This is a genomic window from Novosphingobium sp. AAP83, assembly GCF_001295795.1.
In the GTDB taxonomy this organism is placed as follows: Bacteria; Pseudomonadota; Alphaproteobacteria; order Sphingomonadales; family Sphingomonadaceae; genus Novosphingobium.
Map to the genome: position 1 here is coordinate 30,961 of NZ_LJHY01000004.1, position 23,195 is coordinate 54,155.

At 60.4% G+C, this 23,195-nt stretch carries 23 protein-coding genes; 8 read left to right on the plus strand and 15 right to left on the minus strand.

The genetic code is table 11. The annotated features are described in order from the left end of the window. The first annotated feature begins 100 nt into the window (after positions 1-100). A complete protein-coding gene (locus IP81_RS03065; RefSeq protein WP_054106519.1) occupies positions 101-1,111 on the plus strand; it encodes an NADP-dependent oxidoreductase in 1,011 nt (336 codons plus the stop codon). Then, entirely contained in the window at positions 1,111-1,902 is a 792-nt protein-coding gene (locus tag IP81_RS03070) for a ThuA domain-containing protein (protein ID WP_054106520.1), read from the plus strand. Before IP81_RS03065 ends, IP81_RS03070 begins: the two co-directional genes overlap by 1 nt. Here IP81_RS03070 and IP81_RS03075 read toward each other — a convergent pair. Then, positions 1,899-2,663, minus strand: coding sequence for an SDR family NAD(P)-dependent oxidoreductase (locus IP81_RS03075; RefSeq protein WP_054106521.1), 765 nt, complete (start codon positions 2,661-2,663; stop codon positions 1,899-1,901). The two genes, IP81_RS03070 and IP81_RS03075, sit on opposite strands and share 4 nt — an antisense overlap. A gap of 99 nt (positions 2,664-2,762) precedes the next feature. Then, a complete protein-coding gene (locus IP81_RS03080) occupies positions 2,763-5,099 on the minus strand; it encodes a TonB-dependent receptor (protein ID WP_054106522.1) in 2,337 nt (778 codons plus the stop codon). Positions 5,100-5,252: 153 nt separating this feature from the next. Between IP81_RS03080 and IP81_RS03085 the strand changes: the two genes are divergently transcribed. Further along, entirely contained in the window at positions 5,253-6,275 is a 1,023-nt protein-coding gene (locus IP81_RS03085) for an NADP-dependent oxidoreductase (RefSeq protein WP_054106523.1), read from the plus strand. Beyond that, the gene (locus IP81_RS03090) at positions 6,265-6,993 is read left to right on the plus strand and encodes an SDR family NAD(P)-dependent oxidoreductase (protein ID WP_054106524.1); all 729 of its coding nucleotides are present in this window, start codon (positions 6,265-6,267) and stop codon (positions 6,991-6,993) included. Before IP81_RS03085 ends, IP81_RS03090 begins: the two co-directional genes overlap by 11 nt. A 7-nt stretch (positions 6,994-7,000) precedes the next feature. On the opposite strand, the gene IP81_RS03095 is transcribed toward IP81_RS03090, so the two are convergent. Together IP81_RS03095 and IP81_RS03100 are read right to left on the minus strand one after the other, a co-directional pair. Continuing rightward, positions 7,001-7,543, minus strand: coding sequence for a VOC family protein (locus IP81_RS03095; protein WP_054106525.1), 543 nt, complete (start codon positions 7,541-7,543; stop codon positions 7,001-7,003). A gap of 13 nt (positions 7,544-7,556) precedes the next feature. Continuing rightward, complete coding sequence (locus IP81_RS03100) at positions 7,557-8,315, minus strand: SDR family NAD(P)-dependent oxidoreductase (protein WP_054106526.1); 759 nt, start codon at positions 8,313-8,315, stop codon at positions 7,557-7,559. Between the two features lie 140 nt (positions 8,316-8,455). On the opposite strand from IP81_RS03100, the gene IP81_RS03105 reads away from it, so the two are divergent. After that, positions 8,456-9,262 (plus strand): SDR family NAD(P)-dependent oxidoreductase, encoded by an 807-nt coding sequence (locus IP81_RS03105; RefSeq protein WP_054106733.1) that lies wholly within the window; start codon positions 8,456-8,458, stop codon positions 9,260-9,262. Between the two features lie 6 nt (positions 9,263-9,268). On the opposite strand, the gene IP81_RS03110 is transcribed toward IP81_RS03105, so the two are convergent. Next, positions 9,269-10,891 carry an AMP-binding protein gene (locus IP81_RS03110; RefSeq protein ID WP_054106527.1) on the minus strand — a complete coding sequence of 541 codons (1,623 nt, stop codon included), beginning with the start codon at positions 10,889-10,891 and terminating at the stop codon, positions 9,269-9,271. A gap of 177 nt (positions 10,892-11,068) precedes the next feature. Here IP81_RS03110 and IP81_RS03115 point away from each other — a divergent pair, with 177 nt between their 5' ends. Genes IP81_RS03115 through IP81_RS03125 form a run of 3 tightly spaced genes read left to right on the plus strand, consistent with a single transcriptional unit; the run spans position 11,069 to position 13,412 of the window. Beyond that, positions 11,069-12,247 (plus strand): aromatic ring-hydroxylating dioxygenase subunit alpha, encoded by a 1,179-nt coding sequence (locus IP81_RS03115; protein ID WP_054106528.1) that lies wholly within the window; start codon positions 11,069-11,071, stop codon positions 12,245-12,247. An 8-nt stretch (positions 12,248-12,255) separates the two neighbouring features. After that, positions 12,256-13,059 (plus strand): sugar phosphate isomerase/epimerase, encoded by an 804-nt coding sequence (locus IP81_RS03120; RefSeq protein WP_054106734.1) that lies wholly within the window; start codon positions 12,256-12,258, stop codon positions 13,057-13,059. Further along, a complete protein-coding gene (locus IP81_RS03125) occupies positions 13,056-13,412 on the plus strand; it encodes an EthD domain-containing protein (RefSeq protein WP_054106529.1) in 357 nt (118 codons plus the stop codon). Before IP81_RS03120 ends, IP81_RS03125 begins: the two co-directional genes overlap by 4 nt. Positions 13,413-13,415: 3 nt before the next feature. Here the strand turns inward: IP81_RS03125 and IP81_RS03130 are convergent, their stop codons facing one another. The 10 genes from IP81_RS03130 to IP81_RS03175 form a co-directional block, all read right to left on the minus strand. Then, positions 13,416-13,820, minus strand: coding sequence for a hypothetical protein (locus IP81_RS03130; protein ID WP_054106530.1), 405 nt, complete (start codon positions 13,818-13,820; stop codon positions 13,416-13,418). Beyond that, positions 13,817-15,562 (minus strand): FAD-binding protein, encoded by a 1,746-nt coding sequence (locus tag IP81_RS03135; RefSeq protein WP_054106531.1) that lies wholly within the window; start codon positions 15,560-15,562, stop codon positions 13,817-13,819. Before IP81_RS03135 ends, IP81_RS03130 begins: the two co-directional genes overlap by 4 nt. A gap of 95 nt (positions 15,563-15,657) precedes the next feature. Then, positions 15,658-16,092 (minus strand): nuclear transport factor 2 family protein, encoded by a 435-nt coding sequence (locus IP81_RS03140; RefSeq protein ID WP_054106735.1) that lies wholly within the window; start codon positions 16,090-16,092, stop codon positions 15,658-15,660. Positions 16,093-16,119: 27 nt separating this feature from the next. Continuing rightward, a complete protein-coding gene (locus IP81_RS03145) occupies positions 16,120-16,671 on the minus strand; it encodes a VOC family protein (protein ID WP_054106736.1) in 552 nt (183 codons plus the stop codon). A gap of 5 nt (positions 16,672-16,676) precedes the next feature. Continuing rightward, entirely contained in the window at positions 16,677-17,996 is a 1,320-nt protein-coding gene (locus IP81_RS03150) for an SRPBCC family protein (protein ID WP_054106532.1), read from the minus strand. Positions 17,997-18,021: 25 nt separating this feature from the next. Beyond that, positions 18,022-18,540 (minus strand): nuclear transport factor 2 family protein, encoded by a 519-nt coding sequence (locus IP81_RS03155; RefSeq protein ID WP_054106533.1) that lies wholly within the window; start codon positions 18,538-18,540, stop codon positions 18,022-18,024. Positions 18,541-18,544: 4 nt separating this feature from the next. Beyond that, positions 18,545-19,966: an SRPBCC family protein gene (locus IP81_RS03160; RefSeq protein WP_054106534.1), complete on the minus strand. Its 1,422-nt coding sequence runs from the start codon at positions 19,964-19,966 to the stop codon at positions 18,545-18,547. Between the two features lie 86 nt (positions 19,967-20,052). After that, a complete protein-coding gene (locus IP81_RS03165) occupies positions 20,053-21,252 on the minus strand; it encodes a cytochrome P450 (protein WP_054106535.1) in 1,200 nt (399 codons plus the stop codon). A gap of 109 nt (positions 21,253-21,361) precedes the next feature. Continuing rightward, the gene (locus tag IP81_RS03170; RefSeq protein ID WP_054106536.1) at positions 21,362-22,108 is read right to left on the minus strand and encodes an SDR family oxidoreductase; all 747 of its coding nucleotides are present in this window, start codon (positions 22,106-22,108) and stop codon (positions 21,362-21,364) included. A 143-nt stretch (positions 22,109-22,251) separates the two neighbouring features. Continuing rightward, positions 22,252-23,166 (minus strand): nuclear transport factor 2 family protein, encoded by a 915-nt coding sequence (locus IP81_RS03175; protein ID WP_054106537.1) that lies wholly within the window; start codon positions 23,164-23,166, stop codon positions 22,252-22,254. Positions 23,167-23,195 lie beyond the last annotated feature (29 nt).

The window sequence follows — 23,195 nt, forward strand, 5'->3', positions numbered from 1 at the left end:
ATGCCGAAAATCACGCCTCCTCAATCGACTAGCCTGATCTATTGGCTAGGTGTGGCAAGCTTGTCGTCACGGCACCTCCTGTTACCGAGAGGAATTCCCGATGACCGCAAACCGCTTTTGGCAGCTTGACCGCCATCCCCAAGGATCAGACTTTGCCAGCGCGTTGAGCCTGCAAACCGAACAACTGCCCGTGCTGGAACAGGGCGAGGTTCGCGTGAAAGTGGGCTGGCTTTCGATGGATGCCGGCACCCGCATGTGGATGAGCCCGCGCACCGATGGCTATCAGCCGCCCCTGCCGCTGGGTTCAAAGATGGCGGGCCTCGTGCTTGGCCGGATCAGCGAAAGCCGCGATGCAGCATGGCCGGTTGGCACGTTGGTGCGCGGCTTCGGGCAATGGGCTGATAACGCAACGGTCGTGCCCGCCCTCTCCGGCCTCGAAGCGCTGGACGAAACTGTGGCCGACATCCGCCAGCACTTCGGCGCGCTGGGTATGAATGCCTGGACGGCCTATGTCGGCGTAAAAGAGGTTGCAGCGATCAAGCCCGGCGAATGGCTGGTCGTATCGGCTGCTGCCGGAGCAACCGGATCGCTGGCTTGTCAGGTAGGGCGCAACCTTGGCGCGAAAGTCGTCGGCATTGCCGGTGGGCCTGACAAGTGCCGCTACCTTACCGAGCAGTTGGGCGTAGACATGGCGATTGATTACAAGTCCGAAGATGTTGCCGCGCGCCTTGCCAGCATTGAGGGCGGCGTCCATGCCTATTTCGACAATGTCGGCGGCCCCATCCTCGATGCAGTCCTGCCCAATATGGCGCATTATGGCCGCGTGGCCGTCTGCGGCATGGTCGCCGCTTATGATAACGACGCCCCCCTGCCCGGCCCCGCGCAGTTTGATCAGGTGCTGATGCGGCGCTTGCGCATCGAAGGCTTCTTCATCCCCGATTTCCTGCATCGCGGTGCCGAATTCCTGCCCGCCTTGCGGCAATGGGAGGCGGAAGGACGCCTGACCGTCAACCTTGATGAAACATCAGGCCTTGAAAACACCCTCACCGCCTATGCCCGCATGCTGACCGGCAAGGCCATCGGCAAAGTCATCGTGAAAGTCGGCGCATAATGCCAATCATTCACCACCGCGCCCCCCTCAAATGCCTTGTCGCGGTGCGCGGCCATCCCTTTGATCGCACCGCGTTCGATGCGATGTTCCAGGCGATGGACGGGATCACCGCGACCATGGTCGATCAGCCCGCCGCCGCGCGCCTGATGAACCCCGAAGGCATGCGCGGGTTCGATGCGCTGGTGCTCTACGATATGCCCGGCCTCGATTTCGAAGCACCGGAAAATGCGCCGCTGTACCTTGAACCCGACGAGGCACTGAAATCGGGCTTTCGCGCCTTGCTGGAACAAGGGACCGGCGTGGTCGCGCTGCATCATGCACTCGCTGGATGGCCCACATGGGGGGAATATCACGAATGGCTGGGCGGACAATTCCATTACCATCCCGGCACATCACGCGGACAACGGGTAACCGACAGCGGCTATTGCCACGATGTGACGCACAGCATTGATGTGGTTGCAGACCACCCGGTCACAGCAGGTCTGCCCGCAAGCTTCACCCTGACGGACGAGCTTTATCTTGGCCAGGTTTATGGGGACAGCGTTACGCCGTTACTGCGATCATCGGCCACATTCACCCGCGATCACTTCTGGTCTGCCGAAAATGCGGTGCGGGGCGAGATGTATTCGCGCGAAGGCTGGGATCACCCGCCCGGATCAAATCTTGTCGGCTGGACAAAGCAGGCCTTGGGCAGCCGTCTGGTCTATCTCCAGCCCGGCGATGGTCCGTCTGCCTATGACAGCCCGGACTATCGCCGTCTGGTAGAAAACGCGATCCGCTGGGTGGCTTAAAGAGCTGTCATTCCGCCATCAACGACCAGTTCGGTGCCAGTGACATAGCGCGATTCATCCGACGCCAGGAACAGGTTCATGTTCGCGATATCCGCTGGATCGCCCATGTACCCCATTGGTATCAAAGCCACTGTGGCATCATAATTCGCGGCATTGTCTTCCTGTGCCACACCCTGGATGTTGGTCATGATCATGCCGGGATGCACCGAATTCACGCGGATACCGTCCTTTGCGGTTTCCACCGCGATGGTTTTGGAAAACAGCCGAACGCCGCCCTTGGCCGCAGCATAAGCGCCGCAAGCGGGCACACCTATCAGGCCTGCAACGGATGAAATATTGATGATTGATCCTTTGATGCCACCCTTGCGCATCATCACCACCGCGCGCTTCGTGCCTTGAAACACGCTTTCCAGATTGACCGAATTCTGCAAGCGCCAGTCCGCCGTCGTCATGTCCTCGATGGGCCGCAAAACCGCAATCCCGGCATTGTTGACCATCACATCCAGCTTGCCGTCTTCGGCCTCGATTGCGGCAAATACGGCGTCCCATTGCGCTTCATCGGTCACATCATGAAGCATCGCGGTGGCTTGTCCGCCATTGTCGCGAATGCCCTGCGCCACCTTTTCGGCACCGGCCAGATCGCGGTCGGTCAACCACACCTTGCAGCCTTCTTCGGCAAAGCGTTGCGCGGTGGCACTGCCAAGGCCGGGCACTGAAGCACCGCCAGTAATCAGCGCGATTTTTCCGGAAAGACGGGACATGGGCTGCAACTTTCAAAAAATCCGGGGAGAGGGACAAAGGAGCAAAACTCCAGGTCCCTCCCCCCGGCGAGGTGGATCAGATTATGCGTGCGTCAGGCCTCAATACTTGAAGCCGATCGTCGCGCCATACGTCCGTGGCTCAAGCGCCATCGCGAAGGACCACAGGCCCGCCACGGTAAACGCGTGAGTCGAAGTCCGCTCGTTCGCAAGGTTGCGTCCGAACACACGGAAATAAGCCTTGGTGTTGTTCAGATCGAAGTTGAAGGTCAGGCTGGCATCGACCAGATCCTGCGTGGTCGTGCGCACGCGCGGATCGTTACCGTTAACCGTCACGCGCGTCACATTGCCGCCAACGGTTGTCGGCGTCAGCGATGCTGCCGAAAGCTGCTGGTCGTATGGCGAGATATGACGCCAGCCCAGATTGGCCGAAATATCGCCAAAGCTGGTGGGCTGGGTATATTCCGCACCCAGCGATGCCGTGAAGTCAGGCGCATAGATCAGGCGGTTGGCCGAATAATCGAACGGCACAATTGCTGTTCCGAATACGCCATTGGCGACAAAGTTGCGGAACTTCGAATCCAGCACTGCCAGCGATCCGGTCAGGCGCAGATTGTCGGTAATGCGCAACGAACCATCAAGTTCGATACCCTTGATCAAAGCGCCGCCAGCCACGTTGCCGGTCACTGTCTGGTTGCCAGTAGGGCCGCCGGGCAGGGTCAGGTTCTGCTGCATGTCCTTGTAATCAGACACGAAGCCCGCAATGTTCACTTCCAGACGGTTGTCGAGGCCTGAGAACTTTGCGCCCACTTCATACGAATCAACCGTTTCTGGCTGGAACGGGGTGCTTGCCGTCTGTGCGGTTGCAGCGCGTGGGCTGAACCCGCCCGAACGATAGCCGCGCGACCAAGAAGCATAAACCATCACGTCGTTGTTCGGACGCCAATCGATGCCGACCTTCGGCGTGAACTTGCTGAAATCGGCATTACCCGTACCAACCGGCACGAACTGGCTGCGCTGAACATTGTTAGGATCAATCAGCTTGCCACCGGCAAAGCCATTGAACAATTGCTTGCTGTCATGGCTCCAACGGCCACCGAACGACAGACGCACGGTTTCATTCAGCGCCCAGTTGAAGTCACCAAAGAACGCATAGCTTTCGGTTTCGCCAACCACATGCTGCGCATTGCGGTCAAACAAGGTTGGCGGCGTGGTCGGGCTGAAACCGAACACGCGGCTCCACTGCGTCAGGTCATACTTCGATTTGAAGTAGAATCCGCCAACCACATAATCGAAGCCATCAAACGCTTCACCCGCAGCGCGGATTTCCTGGCTCCACTGTTCATAGTGCTGGCGGCGGTCGACGTAATAAAGATCAGCCGACGAACCATCGAAGTCCTGCGTCTGGGCTTCGGTGCTCTTGCGCCAGCCTGTGATCGAGGTCAGCTTGACCGCACCTGCATCGTAGTTCAATTCGAGCGTAGCTTCAGGGGCCTTGTAGTTGCTCGAAGCGGCATCACCGAACGTGGTGTAAAGGTCGGTGGTGCTGTTGCGATTGCATTCGCGCGTCGGAATAAATCCGCAGAACACTTCGCTGCTGTTGGTGATGTTGCTGACCACGGGATCAAATTCTTGTTCCACTTGGGCAACGGTCAATTGTGCTTCAAAGCCCGAACCTGTCGGCTTGAAAAGCAAGCTGGCGCCATAGTTTTCAGCGTTGCTCCAGCCTGCGCTGACATTGCGGGTGACGTTGCGGTAAAAACCGTCCGACTCGTTGTGGAAGTACCACGCCTTCACGCCCCAGCTTTCACCGTTGCCGTAATTGGCAATCGCTTTGGCTGCGAAAGTACCGAAGCGGGCATATGTTGCTTCGGCCTTGATGCCCGGCTCCATCGTGGGCTTCGAGCGCTGGATGCTGATCACACCGCCGATGGTGTTTGCGCCAAACAGCGTGCCTTGTGGGCCGCGCAGCACTTCCAGCTGGGCAATGTCGAACGCATCCTGCAACTGGCCGGTGTTGGTGCCGATCACCACGCCGTCCACCAGCACGCCCACGGTTGGCGTCTGCGATTTTTCGATGTCGGCATAGGTCAGGCCGCGAATCGAGATGTTGGCGGCTTGTGCGCCTGAATTCTGCTGCGTGATCAACAAGCCCGGTGCCGCGCCTTGCAGATCGCCGATGTTCACGGCGGCCTTGGCTTCCAGCATCGCGGTGTTCACAGCGGTGATGGCCACTGGCGTTGATTGCAGCGTTTCCGAACGGCGACGCGCGGTCACGATGATCGCACCGGTTTCCTCGGGGGCGTCGGCTGAAACATCGCTCTGCGGCGCTTGCGCTGCGTTCTGGGGTTCGTCTGCGGCAAAGGCGGGCATCGCCAGACCGAGCGCAGTGGTGGACAAGGCAACGGTCAACGTTCGCCGAGTAGTAAAGGCTTTCATTCAGTATCCTCCCTCATGGGCTGCCTCGCCTCATGTGGGCGATAGCTCGCCCCCTTAATCTACGTTGCCGTTTCCCGAACCAACTGCGACTTGTTACAGGTGCTATCCTCCAGCCATGCTGCATCTTCATAAAAACAACGCGGAGAGAACCCGATGACTGTAAACCGCCGCTTCCTGTTGGCCAGACGCCCCCATGGCGCACCGGTTCCCGAAGACTTTTCGTTTGTGGAACAAAAAGTTCCAGATGCGCCCGAGGGCGGATTTGTAGTGCGCAATTGCTATGCCTCGCTCGATCCTGCGCAGCGCGGATGGATGGACGATGCACCCAGCTACATGCCGCCCATCCCCTTGGGCGATCCTGTACGGGCCACCACAGTCGGCGTGATCACCGCCTCAAAATCATCCGATTTTGCCGTGGGTGACTGGGTTCTGGGCATGAATGGCCTTGAAGATTACTCTGTAAACGAAGCTGGCGGCTTCACCATGAAGGTTGATCCGTCAATTGCCGATTCGCCATCGCGGTTCCTTTCGGCAATGGGCGCGGTCGGCCTCACCGCCTATTTCGGGCTTATTGACGTGGCCAAACCGCAGCCGGGTGAAACCCTGCTCGTATCAGGTGCCGCAGGCGCAGTCGGCTCCGCTGTCGGCCAGATCGGCAAGATCATGGGCGCGCGCGTGATCGGCATTGCCGGTGGCGCAGAAAAGTGCCGTCGCCTCACGCAAGACTACGGTTTTGACGTGGCGATTGATTACAAAGGCAAATCGGTTGACCAGCTTGCCGCAGAAATCCGTGCAGCAGCCCCCGGTGGCGTCAACGTGATTTTTGAAAATGTGGGCGGCGATGTGTTTGATGCCGAACTGCTGAATCTGGCCAAACATGCGCGAATCGTGTTGTGCGGATTGATCAGCGAATACAACTCTCCGACCAAAATCGGCGTCCGCAATATGTGGCAGGTGCTGGCGCAACAGGCCACGATCTATGGCTATCTGATCATGGATTATGCCCCGCGCTTTGCCGAGGGCGGTGCGGTTATGGCCGAATGGATGGCGCAAGGAAAACTGCGCATCGATGAAGATGTGCAGACAGGCCTCGAAAACGCCTACCCCGCGTTCATGCGCCTGTTCAGCGGCGCAAACACCGGCAAGCTCGTGCTCAAAATCGCCGATGGCCTCTGATCCCATGGCGGGCCGGTTAAGCGGACGACGGGCGATTGTCACCGGCGCGGCATCGGGCATCGGTGCTGCCACCGCCGCCCGGTTGCGGGCTGATGGCGCGCACGTGTTCACCGCCGATGCCACAGATGGGGCCGATTTCGTCGCAGACCTTACCGGCGAAGGGGCAAATGCACGCCTTGTCGAATCAGCCGTCGCCGCGATGGGCGGTCTTGATACGCTGGTGCCATGCGCTGGAATCAGCGCGTTCCACCCGCTCGAAGGCCACGACGATGCCTATTTCGCGCGTGTGCTTGAGGTCAACGTGATGACCGTGTTCCGGCTTGTCCGCGATGCGGTGCCCCATCTGAAAGCGGCGGGCAAAGGCCGCATCGTCACCATCGGCTCAACCACCTCCAGCCATGGCGACGAAGGGCTATGTGCCTATTCCGCATCCAAACACGCAGTGCTCGGCTTCACCAAATCGGCCGCCGCGGAACTGGGGCCGTTCGGCATCACCGTCAACTGCGTCCAGCCCGGCGCCATCGCCACCGCGATGACCGCGCCAGCCTTTGAACAAATGCCCGAATTCAAAACCTTCTGGGAAAACAAAGCCCCCTTGCGCCGCTTGGGCCAGCCCGAAGACATCGCCGATGTCATCGCGTTCCTGTGCAGCGACGACGCCCGCTTCATGTCAGGCCACGGCGTCTGGGTCGATGGCGGCGCGATGGTCAGGCATTAGCCAAACCTCACTCCGGCGTAATCACGCCTTCGCCCGCACGCCACACCGCGCGGATCTGTTCGTGGTCATAGATTTCCATGATCTCGAATACGTTGCCGAAGAAATCGCGACAATATGTGGCGGCATAGCCGTGCTTGGTGCCGTCTGCGTCAACGGTTATACCTTCCAGCGTTGGCGGCGCATGCACCCGGATGCCCGCAGCCAGCAAGCGCTCGTAACAGGCCTGCACATCTTCAACCTGCACCGCAAAATGCGTGTAACCATAACGGTTTACACCCTCATCCGGGTCTTGCGGCGCAGATCGCGGGGATGAGTATTCGAACACTTCGATAAAGGCATTGCCCAACCGGCACATGAATTGCCGCGCCGCGCTGTCTTTCAATCCGACAATCGCATCAACGAAAGGATTGGCTTGCCATTCCAGCGGTGTTCCCACCTCGACCGCGCCCAGCAAGCCAAGATAGAATTCACGCGCCTTTTCGAGATCGGGGACGGACACGCCGATGTGCTGGATTGCCACTGCACCCACTTTTCCGTCCCCGATGCTCATGTTGTAATGATCCTTAGAACTGGACGCGCTTGGTATAGCCGCCATCGATCACCACGTTGGTGCCGGTGGTGTAGGACGATGCCGGGCTCGCCAAAAACACGATGGTCTTGGCCACTTCATCCGGACCGCCCCAGCGGCCCAGCGCAAACTGCGCTTCGGTCGCGTCATACAGCGCAGGCGCTGCGCCCTTGATCGCTTCCCAGTTGCCGCCCGGAAACGCGATAGGCCCCGGCGATACGGCGTTCACACGAATGCCCTTGGGTCCGATGGCCTGGCCCAATTGCTTGGCATATGTCAGCAAGGCTGCCTTCATCGCATTGAACGCCTGCGGCACGATAAACGTCTCGGTGCCCGCCGTGCTCGACATGATCACGATAGAACCCGCATCGCTTTTTTCCAGCCAAGGCTGCAATGCCTCACAGCCAAGGACCGTGCCCTTGATGTCGGCGTTAAAGCACGCGTCCCAATCGCCCGTCGCGCCCGATCCCGATGCGCTGGCACCCGGCACAAAGATATCGCAACCGCCCAGCTCTTCTGCCGTTGATGACAGCCAAGCGCGATAGGCATCGTGATCGCTCATATCCAGCGCCGTGCCGATCACTTTGCCGCCATGGCGCGAAAGCGATTCAACCGTTGCGGCCACTTGTTCGGCATTGCGTGAAAAGAAAGCCACATCGCAGCCCTCTTCGGCAAAGATTTCCAAGGCTGCCCGTCCGATGCCACGGCTGCCACCGGTCAGAATAACCTTCTTGCCTTTTAGTCCCAGATCCATGCGCCTGCTCCTCTTTGCCATTTATTGCGATAATGCCACCCTTGAAGCGGCCTGACATGCGCCACTACTCCCCTTTTGAACAGGAAAGGCATCGCTGCTGTGGTGATAACGCAGGCGCAAACACGCAACGGGAGCAGACCATGCCACGTCTTACCGGCAAAACCGCCATCGTTCTGGGCGCCAGCAGCGCAGGCAATATGGGACAGGTCATCGCACAGCGCCTGATCGAAGAGGGCGCAACCGTCCTTGTGGCAGGCCGCAAACAGGATGTGCTGGCTGATTTTGCAACGGCCTCCGGATGCCTGTGGGCACCGTGCGACATTACGGACGAAGCCAGCGTCAACGCGCTTGCCGAAACCGGTGTTGCCGCGATGGGCGGCATCGATATCGCGATCAACGCCACCGGCTGGGGCCTGCTCAAACCGTTCCTCGATGTCACGCGCGAAGAACTGGACGCGATGACCGCGCTGCAACTGGTCGGCCCGCACCAGTTCTTTCAGGCCATGGTCCGCAAGATGGCCACGTCGCTCGGCGGACGCGGCGGATCGCTGATCACGATCAGCTCGGCCACCGCCACGATCATGCTCAACGATCACGCCATCTATATGGGCACCAAGGCCGGCACCGATCACATCGTGCGCTGCATCGCGCATGAATTTGGGCAAGAAGGCATCCGCGCCAACTCGATCTCGCCCGGCCTCACCGATACGCCGATGAACGCCGAGGCCAAGCAGGTCCCCGGTCTGTTCGAAAGCTTCCGCAACAGCTACCCGCTGGGCCGCTGGGGCACATCGGAAGACGTCGCCGCCGCCGTCGCATTCCTCGCCAGCGACGAATGCTTCATGACCGGCGAAAACCTCCAGATAAACGGCGGCCTGACCCTGCGCCGCAACCCCACCCGCGACGAGATCAACGCCAGTGTAGCAAAGGCGATGAGCGAGGGGTAACCCTCGCTACAGGCCCAGCTTCGCCCGCACATCCGCCCGCAACTGGTCCTTGCGCACCTTGCCGCTGGCGGTGCGCGGGAAATCATCGACCAGTTCGAACCGCTCCGGAATCTTCTGCTTGGCCAGCCCCGATGCGCCTACATGCGCGGCCAGCGCCACCCCATCCACCTCCCCGCACGCGATGACATAAGCGCACACACCCTCGCCCAGCCGGTCATGCGGCATCGCCACAACGGCGGCCTCACGCACAGCGGGGTGGGTGTGCAGCACGTCCTCGATCTCCTTGGCCGAGATATTCTCGCCGCCCCGGATGATCAGGTCTTTCTTGCGCCCGGTCACGGTGATCGCACCATCGGCTGACAGCACGCCAAGATCGCCTGTCCGGAAATAGCCATCGGGCGTGATCGCCTCTGCGGTCTGCGCCTGATCGGCATAGCCCATCATCATGCCGGCCCCCCGCGCCAGAATCTCGCCTTCTGCGCCGCGCGGCAGATCATGGTCGTCATGGTCCACGATCCGCACGTCATAATCCACCACTTCGCCATCGGTTGTCGCGGCAAGGCCTTCGTCGTGCGGCCAGCCAAACGATACCAGCGGCACTTCCGATGCGCCAAACACGCGAAATGCGCGGGCGTTTTCAAACGCCGCATTGGCCGCCGGGATCAGGTCTGCCGGAACCGCCGCGCCACCACAGGCAAAGAACCGGAACGAGGGCAAACCCTTGCCCGCCGCGCGCGCAGCCGCTGCCAGCTCAACCAGAAACGGCGTTGCCGCCACCGTACCAATGCATTGATATTGCTCGATCAGCGCAAGCGCTTCATCAGCGTTCCACACTTCCATCAGCACCGACCGGACCCCGCAGATGAACGGCGCTTCCAGCCCGTTGGCATAGCCCGAAACATGCGTGACGGGCGATGGCATCAGCGTCGTCTCGCCTGCCTCCATCCCCCAGTGCCGCCCGCTTTGCGCCACGATATGCGCCAGCGTGCAATGGCTGTGCAGCACACCCTTGGGCCGCCCGGTCGTGCCCGAGGTATAAAGCACCATCTTCACGCCCATCGGATCAACGTCCGGCGCAACGAATGCTGCACTTTCTCCTGCTGCAACCAGCGCCGCAAAATCATCCGGCCCTTCGCCGCGCACCGTGAACACATGCTCCAGATCGGGCAGGGCATCTCGGCACCGTGCGGCCATTGCGGCATAATCCACCCGCCGCCATTCTTGCGGCACAAAGATCGCCCGCGCACGGCAATCGCCCAGCATCATCAGCATTTCGGCATCGCGATAGATCGGCACAATCGGGTTCACAATCATGCCCCCGATCACCGCTGCCAGATTGATCACCGCCGCCTCGCGCCAATTGGGCACCTGAAACGCGATCACATCGCCTGCGCCCAGCCCGCGCGCATGCAGCGCTGCGGCCAAGGCCTGCGCCTGCGCCAGAACCTGCGCAAAAGTATAGCTGCCCTCGCCATCGATAAAGCACACGAAATCAGGCGTTTCCCGCGCCCTTTCTTGCGCCAGACCGGCCAGCGTCTTCATCCCCCATAGCCCCGCCTGCACGAATTCCGTCTGATGCGGTGCGGGAATCGGGAGCCAGTCCCACGGTTTTGCGCTGTCAATCATCATGGCCCCATGTCCTCTGCCCCAGCAATGCCCCGCAATTGGCGAAAAGGCGAGTTCGGCCATGCCGCCAATCCGGCAACAAACCCGAAACCTAACCCCTGTCACAGCTTCCCCCGCGCCCTTGCGCAAGGCATGGTCCCACCCATGGACCCGTATGACGGGCACGGAGAGGCCAAATCAATGAACCGGATTGAGCGTATCGGGAATGTCGCCGCGATCATGCGCGATTATGTCGAGAACAAGCAGACCTTCCTCACCGACACCACCAAAAGCGTGCCCGCCCGCAGCTATACTGATCCCGATCAGTGGAAGGCGGAAATGGAGCTGATCTTCAAACGCGTGCCGCTGATGCTGGCCTTCACCGCCGAATTGCCCAATGCAGGCGATTACAAGGCGATGGACGCGGTGGGCATGCCCGTGCTGATCAACCGCGATAAAGCGGGCAAAGTCCGCGCCTTCCTTAACGTCTGCTCGCACCGCGCCGCGCCGGTCGCATCCGAGGGCCACGGCAATAGCGCCCGCTTCACCTGCAAATACCACGGCTGGACATATGGCGCAGACGGCAAGCTGATCGGCATTTCCGAAGCCAGCAAATTCGGCGAAGTCCACAAGTCCGAACTGGGCCTGCGCGAACTGCCGTGTGAAGAGCGCGCGGGCATGATCTTCGTCGTGCTCACCCCCAACGCGCCGATTGATGTCGATGCCTATTTCCGGGGCTTCCTCGATGATTTCGATGCGCTCGATTTCGGCAACTGGACTTATATGGGCAGCCGCACCATCCACGGCGCAAACTGGAAGGTCGCCTATGACGGCTACCTCGAAGGCTATCACTTCGCCTCGTTGCACCCCGAAACGATCTTCCCGCGCACCCCGTCCAATTGCATGCACTACGAAGGCTTCGGCCCGCACCAGCGCATCGGCTTCCCGCATCACCGCATTGCCGAAGCCTTGCAGGATGTCCCGCGCGAGGAATGGGGCACACAGGAAAACAACGGCTTCGATTTTGTGCGGATCATGTTCCCCAATGTCTCAGCCTTCATCGCGCCTGAAATTACCCAAGTCGCGCAGTTGTTCCCCGGGCCGACGCCGGGCGAGAACCGCACCGTCCTCAATTACCTCCGCCGCGAACCGATCCGCGATGAGGAAGACCGTGCCAATGTCGAAGCGGCTATGAACTTCTTCCGCGATGTGACTTATACCGAAGACTACCTGATCGGCCTTGAAATCCAGAAGGGCCTTGAATCGGGCGCGCACGATGAACTGATGTTCGGCCGCAACGAACGTGGCAACCAGTTCTTCCACGAATGGCTCGACTGGTACTTGCAGGATGACAAGGACCTGCCCGAACCGGTAATGTGATCCGGGCGATGAACCCGATCTCTCTCGCCTCGGGCGTCGTCCCCGAATTCGGCCCGGTTGATACCATCGAAGCCGCCCGCGCGGGCGGCTTCGATATGGTCGGCCTGTGGGTCGATCCGCTGGAATGGACCGCCGCTCACACCCGCGATGCCCGCACCGCCTTGACCGCAACCGGCCTGCCGCTGCTCGATGTCGAAGTGATCTGGATAAAGCCCGACAGTGCTCCAGGCAGCGCGATTGACGATCACCGCGAGGTAATCGATGTCGGCGCAGAACTGGGCGCGGCCAACGTGCTTTGCGTCTCGTCCGATCCCGATCATGCCCGCACCGCCGCGCATCTGGCCGCCTTGTGCTGCCACGCCGAAGCATCGGGCATACGCGTCGCGCTGGAATTCGGCATCTTTACCGAAGTCAAAAACCTTGCCGCCGCAATGGCCATCCTCGATCAGGTCGCCCACCCTTTGCGCGCGCTGCTGGTCGATCCGATCCATGTTGACCGTTCAGGCACCACCATCGCGCAAATCGCCAACGTAGACCCCGCGCTGCTGCCCTACGCGCAATTCTGCGATGCCCCTGCCCAGCGCCCCGACCCCGCAGATTTTGATGCGGTGATCCACGATGCCATCAACTTGCGCGAACAGTGCGGCGAAGGTGCACTGCCGCTGGCCGCGCTCTATCACGCGCTTCCGGCCAACATCCCGCTGGCCATCGAATTGCGGTCAGAGGCCTTGCGCGATGCCTTCCCGCACCCCGCCCTGCGCGCCCGCGCCGTGGCCGATGCCACCCGCCGCTGGCTTGAGGCTTTTACATGACGGTCACCGTCCTCACTCTGCTCAAACGCCGCGAAGGCATGACCAAGGCAGATTTCATCGCGTATTATGAAACGCGCCACCGGCTGATCGGTGAAAAGGTCCTGTCAGGCTGGGCCACCCGCTATGTCCGCAAACACTTGCACCCGCTGGACGGCAACGATGCAGTCCACGATTTTGACGTGGTACTGGAAATCGATTTCCCCGATCAGACCACCTGCGACGCCTGCTTTGCTGCCATGGCTGATCCCTCCACGATGGCCGAAATCATCGATGATGAACAACGCCTGTTTGACCGCTCACGCATGCGCACTTACGCGGTGGAAGTCCACGCATCGGCCTTACCCACCGGCTGACCGTTACGGTTTTGCTCCGTCCGCAATCCACTGGCGGACTTTGGCAATGTTTCCGGCATCAAGCGGGGGCGCGCCGAACGGCATTTGCCCACCCGATCCGGCATGGGCCAGATGCGTGCCCTCCAGCTTCATTACCAGATAACTGGCATCAGGATCGCCCGCTACCACCCGCATGATGGCCGGTGCTTCCTGCGATGGCTGGCCCACAAGGAAGTCACGCGCTACATCGCCCACCAGCGACATCCCGCCCGCTTCCTCACCCGTCAGATGGCAGGTGGCGCACTGGCTTTCGATCAGCGGCACGATGTCTGCCTGATAGGACACCGCAGCAATCGGGACACCAACTTCTGCCTGCGCACTGCAAGCAACAGCCAACAACGCCGCACTGCACAGCGCTAAATGCTTCATGCACTCACCGCATGCTTTGCCGCGATATAGCCAAAGGTCACCGCCGGACCAATCGTGCCACCTGCGCCCAGATAGGCTTGGCCGGTGGGTGCCGAAATGCAATTGCCTGCCGCATAAAGGCCAGGAATCGGCTGTCCGTTGGCCGCCAGCACTTGCGAATGGGCATTGATCTGCGGTCCGCCTGCGGTGTCAAGCGTGCCAGGTGCAAGGATGATCGCGTAATACGGCCCCTTGGGCGCAAACGGGTGCATCGTATTGTTGGGATACGGGTTTTCGGGCTGGGTCGTGCCCGCGCGGCGTGCCGAAAACAGCAAGTGCCATTCGCGGTCGTACAGATATTTGCCGCGCCCGAATTCGGGATCCACGCCCTTTTTGGCATAGCTGTTGAAATTGCTGATCGTCTGTTTGGCATTGCCCGCAAATTCGGGCGCAAGCCGCGCGCCGCCGGTACGGCCGGTCCATTCGGCCAGTTGCGCGTCGATCTTGGTGAACACCTCCTCCCAGCTCATCCCTTCGATCAGGTGCGGCTGTTCGGCCTTGTTTGCAGGGAACGGGAACGCGCCGCCAAAGGCATCGATGCTGCGTTCGTCAAACAGCATGAACATCAGGTGGTTGGGATATTCCTCGTGCGCCGGATCATAGCTGAAGTGCGCTTGCGTGCGGTCATTGTAGTCACGCTTTTCGTTGACCACGCGCTTTCCATACTTGTTCACAAGGATCATCGAATCCCCCGGCAGCACAAATGCGCCAAGCCCGATACCGCGCGTTTTCAGCGCCTCGCCCAGCACCACTTGCGTGCGCCAGCCCAGCCCCAGATTGCCCATCATCGCGCCTGCTTCCTGCGCAATCGCGATAAAGTCGCCGGTCGATCCCGGCGTGGAGCATGAGCCATAGACCGCAGGCTGGTGCACGTCGCACAATTGCATGTTGTGGCTGTAACCGCCAGTGCCGAAGACCACGCCCTTGTTCGCCTTGATGCGCAGCGTCTTTTCGCCCTGCACGGCTTCTGCGCCAATCACGCGGCCTGTTGCGTCCTTGATCACGCGCGTCACGCGGGTGCGCGTCATAATCGGCACGGCCTTGGCCTTGAGATAGGCGTGCATCTGGCTGGCCAGGCTGCCCCCGCCCTGCGACGAACCAGACCCGACCGCAGGCTCCAGCGCGCGGCCCGTAGGCACCTTGTTTTCAGGCAAGTGATCGGCATAATCGGGCGCGGGCTTGTCCACCTGAAACAGGCGGAACTGCTTGAACTGCACCGCATCCAGCGCACGCAAGTGATCCACCGCCGCCGATCCATGATCGTAAAACGCCTCGACCACGCGGAAGCGGTTTTCATCAAGGCCCAGCGTCGGGCTGTCAGGATTGTACTGGCGCGGATAGCCAAAGCGCACGGTATAGCGCAGCGCATCGGCCTTGGGATCGGCAATGCCCTGTTCGCGGAAAATGAAGTGGTTGAACACCCATGTCACGCCGCCCGATTTGGCGGTCGTGCCGCCAAGGATCGGCATCTTTTCGACCATCATCACTTTGGCCCCGGCAGCCAGCGCGGTGACGGCGGCGGTGCCTGCAGCTGCACCACTGCCAATGCACAGCACGTCGCATTCATGATCCCAGTCCGCCGACGCTGGTGCTTCTGCTGCGCGCGCCGCGCTGGTTATGCCGCCCGATGCGGCAGCGGCTGCGGCGATCCCTGCGCCTGCCAGAATCTGGCGGCGACCGACCTTGCTGGTCTTTTCAGTCATGGAAAGCGTCTCCCGTTTGCTTTTTTGCTTGGCGCAAGTCCGCCCTCACCCCCGAACGGGAGTGTGTTGCTGGCGGTCATCTTTGGCGAAATGGCTTACTTCGCGTTTTCCAGCGTGCCCGTCAGCGGCATCAGGAAGTCCATGGTGTAACGGGTAGCCTTCCAGCCAGCATCGGTGCGGACCACGTCAAAGTAATAACGCCCGTTCACCGTCACCGTGCTGCCATCCTTGCCCGTGCCCATGCCGACCACATAGGCGCGCATTGATGCCGTCTCGCCATCATAGGCAGTCACCGCAAAGTTCGTCAGATAGTGGGCGTGGTGCGTCATGTTGGCAAAAACATTGGTGAAGAATGCACGGATGCCATCGTGGCCCAGTTGCGCAGCAAGGCCGATACCCGAAAGATCGAACACGGCATCGGGGGTAAACACGTCAAGCACGCCATCTATGTCGCTGACGGTATCAACCGCATGGGCATAAGCGATCATGAGGTCCTGAATTTCAAGACGGTCTTCAATCGGGCATTTCATGGACATTGAGTCCTTTCTCATGAGTTATTAAGTGAACAAAGGCCGGATCGGGTCGGTCACACCGTCCCAATCAGCTGCGCCTTGGGCAATGCGCGTAAAGGCCTCGGTCTCGACATCGTCCTGCTCGACAATCTCGATCATGCAGCCCAGCGCAGACGATGTATCGACATAGCAGAAGCGCATGTTTCCGAACTTGCTGTCCACCGCGACAACAAAGCCCTGATCGACATAACGCTGGCGGCAGGCATCGTAATCATCGGTATAAATGCAGAAGTGGTGAAAGCCCTGCGCACCCTTGGCAATCGTATCGCGATAGGCGCTGGGGCGGTCGCAGTGCTGCTGGATCAATTCCACCTGCATCCCGCCCGATTGCGCCAGCGCCACCGAAAAGTCACAGCCCTCGCCCGGTTCCCCGCGATAGGTCAATTCCGCCAGTTCGATGTGCGGAACCATATAGAACGGCCCGATACCGGTCGTGGCGATCCATGCCTTGGCCGCAGCCTCCACGTCATCGACCATAAAGGCCACCTGCATCAGGTGCGGACCGGTCTGGCCGGGCGTGACTGCAATTGCGCGCATGGCCATCAATCCTTGTTCAATACAAAATCGTTCAGCCGCTCATGGAACCGCTGCACGCGCTTTTCCTGCCCCGGCAAGATGCAGCCCTTGAAGCCGCGCGAATTGAGGCCCTGTTGCTGGGTCGTGCCGATCGAAAGGTCCTGATCGGCCACATAGCCTACCGAAACCCCATCCCCGTAAACCGAATGCCGCGTGAGCGCGTCATGGCGCAGCGGAGCCGGCCCAACCGGGGTAACAACCTCGGCCAGCTTTTCGTTCTGCGGATACAGGCACCAGTGCTGGAACACGCACTTTTCAGGATCGGTCGGGTGCGGTTCGGTGCGCAGGATCTGGCACTGTTCAGGAGACATCGTCAGCGTCAGGTTGGGGAACAGCGTGCAGTGGAAATAATCCACCAGTTGCTGGTCGGTCATCGCGCTATAATCATAACCAGCATCCGCGCCGCGCTCGCGCTTGGCCTTGATCACAGCTTCGCGGATGTCCGATGTGCGGCCGCGATATTCCTTGGGATCAATGCCCCAGGCCTCCGCCGCTTCATACAGGCCGGGAGGCACGTCGCCGCTGACGTAATCCTTGCGGCTCGTGGCCTGATGGCCGATCATCCACATCGCATTGTGCCCGCTTTCATACATCTCGAACACGGTCGTGGGCAGGCCATCGTTGATGAAGGTCGCCAGTTCCGGATGGATCGTGGGCAGGTGGTAGCTTTCGTTGAAGTTATCGCGGATGATCTTCCAGTTGAATTCGCAATCTGCCGAAACCGCAAACACCCGCACCCAGTTGTCCAGCTTGTAGCCTGCAAGGCGGTCGGTCAGCGGGGCCAGCCATTCGCGCAGCGGCGCCACATCATCGTCCATGCACCAGAACACAAACGGCCCCCACGTCTCGCAACGCAGCTCCGCCAGCTTCACTTTGCCGCAAGGGCTGCCACCGGCAAAATCATCAGGGTCCTGCACATGCACCAGCGTGCCATCGGGCGCATATTGCCAGCCGTGATAGCCGCAGGTGATGCGCGGGGCAGAAGCCACATCGCCCAACACCAGCCGGTTTCCGCGATGCGGGCACGTGTTGTAAAATGCCTTCACCGATCCGTCGGCCTGACGGACCATGATCACCGATTCCTTGCCAAAGTTGTGGCGGACCAGATCGCCCTCTTCTTCCAGATCGGCCAACACCCCGCCCAGGTGCCAGACCTTGGGCCACAAGTGCTTGTTTTCCAGATCCATCCATTCGCGCGTGATATAACGATCCGCCGTGATCGTATCGCCGCGCACGGCCACGTCGAACTCCGGGGAATAACGGGAAATTGTGTCTTGGACGGTCATCTTGGCATCCTCTTGAATCGCTTTGTCAAACCGGCCAATCGCGGGTCTGGCTGAAGTCTGTTCCGCGCCGCCCCGGCCTGACCAGCGGGTTGCCTTCAAGGAAACCGTCAGCCGCCGGGTCGGTACGCGCCCAGTCTACTATTTCGCGGCGGCGGCTGATGCGCCACTGCCCATTCTTGCAGGTGTATTCGTCAACATAACGCCCAGCGACGACCAGATCCTTGGCCTCACCACCTTCGGTCGTGCGATGCCAGCCATAGAAATAGACCTCGCCCGAGGCTTCAGCCCCACGCACATCGATCTGCGCCTGCCCGATAATGTGCTGGCTGCCGCCCAGATCAGCCAGAAAACCTTGTGCAAACGCCACGAATTCATCGGCGGTGCCCTGCATCAACCCGCAATCAACCCAGGCATCGTCATGAAACGCACTGCGGTGTAATTCGGGATCCAGCCGGTCCTGCCCGCGCATGTACCGGCATAACGCATCGTGGATATCCCGGCGGGCACAAAGGTCCCGGACTTCGGCTTCCATATCGAATGACATCGCTTCAGCCCTCTGCCGCCAGATATTTGTCGATCACCATCTGGAAATGGCGGATGCGCGATTCCTGATAATTGCCAAGGTTTTGCACGCCGAAGGCACTGGCGCGGAAGCCTTGCTGCTGGGCGCGCAAGTTGTCCGTATCCTGATCATAGACATGGCCCATCGCCGCATCAAATCCCGGCGCGGTCGCATAGCTGTCGCGCTCGGCCACATGGAACGGCTCGGGCGGTTCGGGTGCCACGCCATTTTCAGGATTGGGCCGCAGAAACAGGATTTCAAACAAGGTGCGGTTCGGATCGCTGCCAATCGGCCGGAAGCGATAGACCATCGGCAAGGACAAGCCTGGGAACAGCACCATGTTAGGGAAAATGTGATATTCGATGGTGTCGATCATCTCGCTGTCCGAAACGGCCGAAAGATCGCATTTGTAAAGCGCGCCCATCACCTTGCGCAAATGGCGGGCCATCACCGTGCGGGCGGTTTCGCCCTCTTGCACATCAAGGCTATCGTCGCGTGAATCCGTGTCGCCAAGGATCATCGTGGCCAGCAATTCCTTTTCGGAAAGCGGATTGGCAAGGTGCGGAGAATTGACACCGCTGGCGGCATAGAAGCGCGTCACCGTGTCGGAATGGCAATCGTATTGCACGTTGGCATCGCCCACGCCTTTCAGCAATTGCGGGTGCGTTTCCAGAACATGATACGATTCAAGGAAGGCTTCCTGCGCGGTCTTCCAGTTACACGGCAGGTCCTTCGAAACATGCACCGCGACGTACCGGTTGGCGATGTCCCAATCCTTGAAATGCTCCGGCAAGGGGCTGAGGTATTCCTCAAGGCTTAGGCCTTCCGCGCTCGGATTGATAAAGATGAAACCGCCCCATTGCCCCACCCGCAATTGCGGCAGCGCGGTTTTGGCAGGATCGATATGCGCAAAATCCCATGCGCACGGCACCGCCTTCAGCGAACCGTCATTGTCCCACGTCCAACCGTGATAGGGGCAGCGCAGGCTGTCGCCCGAACCGATTCCCTCTCCGCGCTTGAACTTGGTTGACCGGTGCAAACACGAATTCACGAAGGCGCGAACCGACATGTCCTGCTGCCGCACCACCACATAGGATAAGTGCGCCACTTCATAAGTGTAGAAATCCCCCGGCTCGGGAATGTGATCCTCGCGGCACACCCACTGCCAGGTCTTTTTCCAGATTTTCTCGATCTCGGACTCGAAAATATCCTGATCAAAATAGCGGTTCACCGAAACCGGCGCACTACCCAGATAAGCCGGCTCCTCCATCGCCAGCACCGCAGGCGGCGGCAAGGCATCGCGGCCCACGATTTCCTGCATGCTCGGCGCACCGGGGCAGCGGATAGAGGCCAGTTCGCCGGGTTCTGCGGGTTCGGGTAAACCGTGGGGATTGATGGCTTCAAACATGACACTCTCCGATGCCGCCAATTAAAACCGGCAGCTTGACCTTTTTTATGAACTCAACCCCGCCTCGCCTCAACCTGTCCCTTGCGCTAGGTAGGCCAGACCAGCTCGATCCGGCGCAGCGCACCGACAATACCGGGCACGGGCGAAAGGTCGCTGCCTGTGCCCACGCTGAATTCGGGAATGCGTTTCAGCCACTCCTCCAGCGTGATCGCCACCTCCTTGCGCGCCAGTTCCTGACCGGGGCACATGTGCGCCCCACTGCCGAACGTCGAATGCCGCGCCCGCTTGCGCGCCGGATCTATCGCCAGCGGATCGGGATTGATCGCCGGATCAAGTCCATGGACTTGCGTCGGGATCGCAATCATGTCGCCCGCCTTCAACTGAAGCCCGTGAAATTCGGTATCTTGGCGCACCTCGCGCGCGATGGTTACCAGCCCGAAACGCCGGAACAGCTCGTTCACCACCGGCATCGTATCTGCACCCCGCGCGCGCAGATCGGCCCGCAGCGCAGGGTCATCCGCCAGTTCGCGCAGGATAAAGCCCAGTACGTTGACCACCGTATCCAGCCCCGCCACCAGCACTTGCGTCGATAATGAAAGCGCCTCATCACGGGTCAGGGTGCGGCCGCCGATATCGGCGGCCAGCATCCCGCTCAGCATATCGCCACCCGGATTGGCGCGGCGCGCATCCACCAGCGGCGCCAGATATTCAAAGAACGCCGCTTTGCCCTGCTCGAACGTCATGTCCATCCCGGGCCGCGTCATACATTCGGCCCAGTGGCGGATCTTTGGCGCTTCGGCCGCATCGATATCCACCAGCGCCATGAACACGCGGATGGGGAACTGTTCGGCAAATTCCGCTGTAAAGTTGCAGTGCCCCCGGCTTGCAAAACCGTCGATCAGTTCAATCGCGGTGGCACGGATGCTTTCGGACAGGCCACGGATCGTGGCGGGGTTCAGATGCGCGTTCAGCAATTGGCGATAGGGGCGGTGCTGCGGCGGATCGATGGTCGTAGGGATCAGGCCATGCTGCTCGCCTATCGATTTGGGCAGCACGATCACGCGCGATGAAAAACGCTCATGATCTGATTGCACCTCCTGCAATGCCTCGCCGCCCAGCGCAATCCAATGGCCTTCATTGCGCGGAGTCCACACCACCGCCGGATTGTGCGCGGTCAGGTCGCTCCACGCCTTGTGGAACCCGTGCTCCACAAGGCCGGGCGGCATATAGATGTCGATGTCAACGATACGGTCTTCAGGCACATGGTCCGGGCGCGCTGCGGTCATAACAAGTGATCCTCTCTCGATCTTTTGCCGGGGATCATGCGTGAGTCCGCAGCGGCTGGCGCTTGGCTTTTAGGATAGGGGCACAAATGCCCGCCGCTCACCCCGCCGCTCACCCCATCGTTTCGCCATTATCGATCACGATATTGGTGCCGGTAATGTGGCGGCCATCATCGCAGGCAAGGTAAAGCACCATGTTGGCAATATCGCTCGGCTGGCCCATGCCGTGGTTATGCACCTGATCCAGCCCCGCAGCATCGGCGGGCAACTCGGCCAGCGCCTGCGCGGTCATCGGCGTCACAATGCCGCCCGGCGCAATCGAATTGCAGCGGATACGATAGTTCTGTTCGCGGCAATGCACCGCGATCGAACGGGTCATGCCGATGATGCCCGCCTTGGCCGCAGCATAAGCCGGAATAACGCTGATCCCCTTGATCCCGCCAACTGATGCCATGTTGATGATCGAACCCGACCCGTCCCGGCTCATGTGCGGTATCGCCGCCTTGCATCCCAGAAACGTGCCGCCCGCCATCACATCGGTCTGGAGCTTGTACTCCTCGTACGACAATTCCTCGACCGTGCCGAACCGCACCAGCCCCGCATTGTTGACCAGCACATCCAGCCGCCCGAACCGTGCAATGGTTTCAGCCACCACTTCATGCCAGCGCGCCTCATCGCGCACATCATGGTGCAGGAACACGCAACCCGGAATACCGGCGGCTACTTCCGCGCCCAGTTCCGCCTGCATGTCGGTAATCACCACCTTTGCGCCCTCGCGCGCCAGCACGCGCGCGTCTTCCGCGCCCAACCCCGATGCGCCGCCGGTAATCAGCGCAACTTTACCTTCCATCTTGCCCATGTCGGTGTTCCTTATGCTGCCCAGTGGGCGTAAACGGGGTCTGCACTGCCAAAGCAGCCACGGTTGGTCAGCGCTTCGTAAAAGCCGTCATGCTTCATCGTCGATGGATGGGAATGGGTCCAATCCGCCACAAACGTGCGCGACTAGATCAGCCATTTGCCCTCCCGCTTCACATAGCGGTCAATATACCGCCCGCCGGTCAGCACTTCGGTTCCGGCCTGCACCATTTGCGCAATCGCGTAATGTTCGCCCACGGCTTCATGCCCACGCACATCAACCCATTCGTTGGCAACCGAATGGAAGCACATTTCAAGGTTGGTCTTTACAAACGCGGCAATATCGCGCGCAAAGTCCTTGCCCGATCCGTTCACGACGCCGGAGATAACGGTTGAATCATCGGTAAAAATCGATGCCAACAGCGCTTCATCGGCGCGGTCCACCCCGCGCGCATAGGCCATGCACAAGTCGTGGATTTCGGCTTTGGCAAGAGCGGCTTCAAGCGCGGCTTCGCGGTCTGGTGTTGCGGTCATAGTCGTTCCTCTGGCGCTGGCTGCATGAAAGGCGAGCAGGGCACGGCCCGGATCAGCCGCCCCCTTTGCGCCTGCGGGGACATAATGGTCAGGCGCGACCGGCGGATCGCTGCGTGCTGCGGTCGACACCCGGTTGCTATTGCCGTCCAGCACATAGGTGCGATGGGTCAGCCGCCATTGCCCGTCGCGGCATTCGTGGCGGTCAAGGTAACGCCCGAACACCCAGCGTTGCAGCGCCTCTTCCTCAACATAAGCGATGACATAGGATTCAGATGTGGCACGATTGCCATCCACCCTGATCCAGCAATTCGATGTGCGGTGCAGCGTCGGCAACGCGCCCTTTTGCGCCTCTACCAATACCCCCACCAGCGTTGCCGCAGGGCCTGCAAAAAAGCCGTAATCGACGGTCGCATCGTCGTGATAGGCCGCGCCCAGCAAATTTGCATCGGCGCGGTCAACGCCCCGGCTATGCAGCGCCAGCGCATTGGCGATGCCTGCGCGGGCGATAAAGTCGTCAGTCCCGATCAAGGCCCATGTCCTTCCAAAAAAGTGCCCCG

Excerpts from the sequence above, each read along its gene's own strand:
- IP81_RS03100 (WP_054106526.1), bottom strand. The coding sequence starts at position 8,315 with ATGGATCTGGGACTAAAAGGCAAGAAGGTTATTCTGACCGGTGGCAGC.
- IP81_RS03170 (WP_054106536.1), bottom strand. The coding sequence starts at position 22,108 with ATGGGCAAGATGGAAGGTAAAGTTGCGCTGATTACCGGCGGCGCATCG.
- IP81_RS03105 (WP_054106733.1), top strand. The coding sequence starts at position 8,456 with ATGCCACGTCTTACCGGCAAAACCGCCATCGTTCTGGGCGCCAGCAGC.
- IP81_RS03125 (WP_054106529.1), top strand. The coding sequence starts at position 13,056 with ATGACGGTCACCGTCCTCACTCTGCTCAAACGCCGCGAAGGCATGACC.
- IP81_RS03165 (WP_054106535.1), bottom strand. The coding sequence starts at position 21,252 with ATGACCGCAGCGCGCCCGGACCATGTGCCTGAAGACCGTATCGTTGAC.
- IP81_RS03155 (WP_054106533.1), bottom strand. The coding sequence starts at position 18,540 with ATGTCATTCGATATGGAAGCCGAAGTCCGGGACCTTTGTGCCCGCCGG.
- IP81_RS03160 (WP_054106534.1), bottom strand. The coding sequence starts at position 19,966 with ATGTTTGAAGCCATCAATCCCCACGGTTTACCCGAACCCGCAGAACCC.
- IP81_RS03090 (WP_054106524.1), top strand. The coding sequence starts at position 6,265 with ATGGCCTCTGATCCCATGGCGGGCCGGTTAAGCGGACGACGGGCGATT.
- IP81_RS03085 (WP_054106523.1), top strand. The coding sequence starts at position 5,253 with ATGACTGTAAACCGCCGCTTCCTGTTGGCCAGACGCCCCCATGGCGCA.
- IP81_RS03095 (WP_054106525.1), bottom strand. The coding sequence starts at position 7,543 with ATGAGCATCGGGGACGGAAAAGTGGGTGCAGTGGCAATCCAGCACATC.
- IP81_RS03130 (WP_054106530.1), bottom strand. The coding sequence starts at position 13,820 with ATGAAGCATTTAGCGCTGTGCAGTGCGGCGTTGTTGGCTGTTGCTTGC.
- IP81_RS03150 (WP_054106532.1), bottom strand. The coding sequence starts at position 17,996 with ATGACCGTCCAAGACACAATTTCCCGTTATTCCCCGGAGTTCGACGTG.
- IP81_RS03140 (WP_054106735.1), bottom strand. The coding sequence starts at position 16,092 with ATGAAATGCCCGATTGAAGACCGTCTTGAAATTCAGGACCTCATGATC.
- IP81_RS03065 (WP_054106519.1), top strand. The coding sequence starts at position 101 with ATGACCGCAAACCGCTTTTGGCAGCTTGACCGCCATCCCCAAGGATCA.
- IP81_RS03070 (WP_054106520.1), top strand. The coding sequence starts at position 1,111 with ATGCCAATCATTCACCACCGCGCCCCCCTCAAATGCCTTGTCGCGGTG.
- IP81_RS03115 (WP_054106528.1), top strand. The coding sequence starts at position 11,069 with ATGAACCGGATTGAGCGTATCGGGAATGTCGCCGCGATCATGCGCGAT.
- IP81_RS03075 (WP_054106521.1), bottom strand. The coding sequence starts at position 2,663 with ATGTCCCGTCTTTCCGGAAAAATCGCGCTGATTACTGGCGGTGCTTCA.
- IP81_RS03080 (WP_054106522.1), bottom strand. The coding sequence starts at position 5,099 with ATGAAAGCCTTTACTACTCGGCGAACGTTGACCGTTGCCTTGTCCACC.
- IP81_RS03110 (WP_054106527.1), bottom strand. The coding sequence starts at position 10,891 with ATGATGATTGACAGCGCAAAACCGTGGGACTGGCTCCCGATTCCCGCA.
- IP81_RS03120 (WP_054106734.1), top strand. The coding sequence starts at position 12,256 with ATGAACCCGATCTCTCTCGCCTCGGGCGTCGTCCCCGAATTCGGCCCG.
- IP81_RS03135 (WP_054106531.1), bottom strand. The coding sequence starts at position 15,562 with ATGACTGAAAAGACCAGCAAGGTCGGTCGCCGCCAGATTCTGGCAGGC.
- IP81_RS03145 (WP_054106736.1), bottom strand. The coding sequence starts at position 16,671 with ATGCGCGCAATTGCAGTCACGCCCGGCCAGACCGGTCCGCACCTGATG.